The organism is Pseudomonas sp. PA27(2017) (assembly GCF_001945445.1).
GTDB lineage: Bacteria > Pseudomonadota > Gammaproteobacteria > Pseudomonadales > Pseudomonadaceae > Aquipseudomonas.
Genome location: NZ_MSXW01000051.1, coordinates 1 through 2815, shown reverse-complemented (window position 1 = coordinate 2815; position 2815 = coordinate 1). Strand labels below are relative to the sequence as shown.

Here is a 2815-nt window from a genome sequence, read left to right as displayed (position 1 = left end):
GCACTGCGGCGTTAAAAACAGGCTGGATTGCCAGCCCAAACTAGGCGTTCCCGTCAGACTGCTCATTTACAGCTCGTAAAGTCGGGCGCGACTCCGACCGGTCCTCGCCTGTTTTTGCGGGGCCGCCCAGGCCTTGCATTGCTCTAGCCCGCGAGACTCTGAACAGGCTCTAAGGGCACAGCCGATCATACGTAGCCTGCGGTTGAGCGCAGCGATACCCAGGAGCTTTTGGCCCCGGGTGTCGCTTCGCTCGACCCGGGCTACGACACTGAAGTTCGTGGTTAATATCAAAAAAAGCTTATCGATCCTTCATTATTATTCGTTTGATCGCGCTTAAACCCTTCGTCACACTCTGCTCCATTGCTCGCCACGGTTTCTCTGCCGGGGCGGGCAAGGTTGCAAACAGACGAGTACATCATCCAGGGACGGATGCTCCTGCCAGCCGCTTCCAGCGGTACCCAGCGGGCCTCTCATTTGAGAGGCTCGATCTTTTCGACGGTAGCGATGAAGTCCCACGCGCATTTCCCCCAATGGCTCTCCGCCTTTCTGCCTGATGCCCTGCACAGCCGTCCTCGTGAGTGGAGCCGCGCCGCCTTTGGTGCCGCCGCCGGGTTCCTGTTCAGCGCCTGGGTGTGCAGCCAATTGTTCGGTCTGCACATGGCGGTGCATTTCTCCGGCCCCCTGGCAGCGTCGGCCGTGCTGCTGTTCGCCGTGTCCTCGGGAGCTCTGGCCCAGCCCTGGTCGATTCTCGGCAGCTACCTGTGCGCCAGTGCCGTAGCACTGACGATCAGCCATTTCATCGATCACAGCTTGCTCGGTGCAGCGCTGGCCCTGGGCCTGAGCCTGCTGTTGATGTGCCCGCTGCGCTGCTTGCATCCGCCGGGCGGGGCCATCGCCTTCTGCATGGTGTTCGCCACGCCGTTGCCGGGCGAGCCGTTCTGGCAGCCGGCGCTGGCGGCGATGACCGCCGGCGTCGGCCTCTTGGCCTGCGCGCTGCTCTACAACAATCTGACCCGCGTGCCGTATCCGCGCCCGCACCCCGGCACGCCTGCGGTGCATCACACCCGCGACCCGCTGCCAAGCGAGCGCGCCGGCATCAATGCCAATGACCTGGACTATGCGCTCGACGAACTGGGCTCCTTCGTCGATATCACCCGCGAAGACCTCGAGCTGATCGTGCGCAGCACCGAGAAGCACGCGCTGCGCCGCAGCATGGGCGAGATCCGTGCCGGGCAGATGATGTCCCGCGACCTGATTCATGCCACGCCGCAAACGGCGGTCGCCAAGGGCCTGTACCTGCTCACCCATCACGGCCTCAAGGCGCTGCCGATTCTCGACGCCGGCAGACTGGTCGGCATCGTCAGCCTGGTCGATCTGGTCAGCGCCACGCGGGCCAGCGCCTTCAACCTGCGGGCGATTCTTGGTCTGCAGAAGAAGCAGACGCTGGGCGAGCTGATGACCGCGCCGGTGCGCACGGTGGAGGTCGATACCCATGTCGTCGACCTGATCGCGTTGCTCTCCGACGATGGCCTGCATTGCCTGCCGGTGCTCGACGAGGGCCGGCTGGCCGGGGTGATTACCCAGACCGACCTGGTCGCCGCGCTGCACCGAGATCTGCTCAGGCACCTTGACTGAAGCATCGAATGATCCGCCGCGCGCCCGTACACTGGGCGCCAGATCAAGCTTGAGGAATCGCCAGCGCCAATCGGGCTGGCTCAGCGACCATGGATATCGACCTTACCCGCACCTTTCTGGAAATCGTCCGTAGCGGCAGTTTCATCGCCGCCGCCGAGCGCATGCACGTGACCCAGACGGCGATCACCGCGCGCATCCAGAAGCTGGAAAGCCACCTGGGCAGCACGCTGTTCGTGCGCAATCGCGCTGGCGCGCGACTGACCGCCGATGGCGAGGCGTTCGTCACCTACGCCAACCAGATCCAGCAGACCTGGGAGGCCGCGCAGCGCGACCTGCCGTTGCCGGACGGCTATCACAACGTGCTGCATATCGGCGGCGAGGTGAGCCTGTGCAATCCGCTGATGCTGCGTTGGGTCAGCGCCATCCGCCAGGGCATCGACGGCTACGCGGTGCGCGCCCAGGTGGCCGAATGTGCCAGCCTGTTGCGTCAGGTGGAGATGGGCGTGATGGACGCGGCGCTGGTCTACCAGCCCACCTACTGGGCCGGCGTGCAGGTCGAGCAGGTGCTCGAGGAAAAGCTGATCCTGGTGCGGGCAGCGAACCCGGAGCCCTACGTGTTCATCGACTGGAGCGACAGCTTTCGCGCCCAGCATGACCGCGCCTTGCCGGACAAGGCGCGGGCACCGGTGTCCTTCAATCTCGGGCCGCTTGCCCTGCAGTACATTCTGGAGCATGGCGGCTCCGGTTATTTCCGCACGCGGGTGGTGCAGAGCTACCTCGACAAGAAGGTGCTCGAACGGGTGCCCAAGGCGCCGGAGTTCAGCTACCCGACCTATCTGGTGTACTCCCGTGAACGGGACTCGGCTGCCCTGCAGCAGAGCTTCGAACTGCTGCGCGAGATCGCCGCGCAGGACACCGACTGGTCGCAGCGCTGGGATCCGGCGCTATAAAGGAAGCATTGCGTCAGGCCGACGTTTAGAACGTGTCGGGGCTATCATCATTCGCGCCGGGTCGACGCTCCTGCGCGGCTGCTGGGTTGCTTGCGATCACTGTGGGAGATTCTATGTCAAGGATCCCCCTTTTTCGGGGTTGTAATCGACCTGCTTCTGCATCAGCGCAAAGGCGATACGAGCGAGTTTACGGGCCAGGATGGTCAGGGCTTCTGTTCGCTTGAGCCCAC

The 2815-nt window shown here is 64.0% G+C and carries 2 protein-coding genes; both read left to right on the top strand.

The window, feature by feature from the left end:
* Positions 1–504 precede the first annotated feature (504 nt).
* Positions 505–1635, top strand: a complete 1131-nt coding sequence (locus tag BVH06_RS19025; RefSeq protein ID WP_075935127.1) for an HPP family protein — start codon at positions 505–507, stop codon at positions 1633–1635.
* An 89-nt stretch (positions 1636–1724) separates the two neighbouring features.
* Positions 1725–2585, top strand: coding sequence for a LysR family transcriptional regulator (locus BVH06_RS19020; protein ID WP_075935126.1), 861 nt, complete (start codon positions 1725–1727; stop codon positions 2583–2585).
* The last annotated feature ends 230 nt before the right edge of the window (positions 2586–2815 follow it).

What these genes read in the sequence shown, in the direction of transcription:
- BVH06_RS19025 (WP_075935127.1), top strand. Translation starts at nt 505, where the DNA reads ATGAAGTCCCACGCGCATTTCCCCCAATGGCTCTCCGCCTTTCTGCCT.
- BVH06_RS19020 (WP_075935126.1), top strand. Translation starts at nt 1,725, where the DNA reads ATGGATATCGACCTTACCCGCACCTTTCTGGAAATCGTCCGTAGCGGC.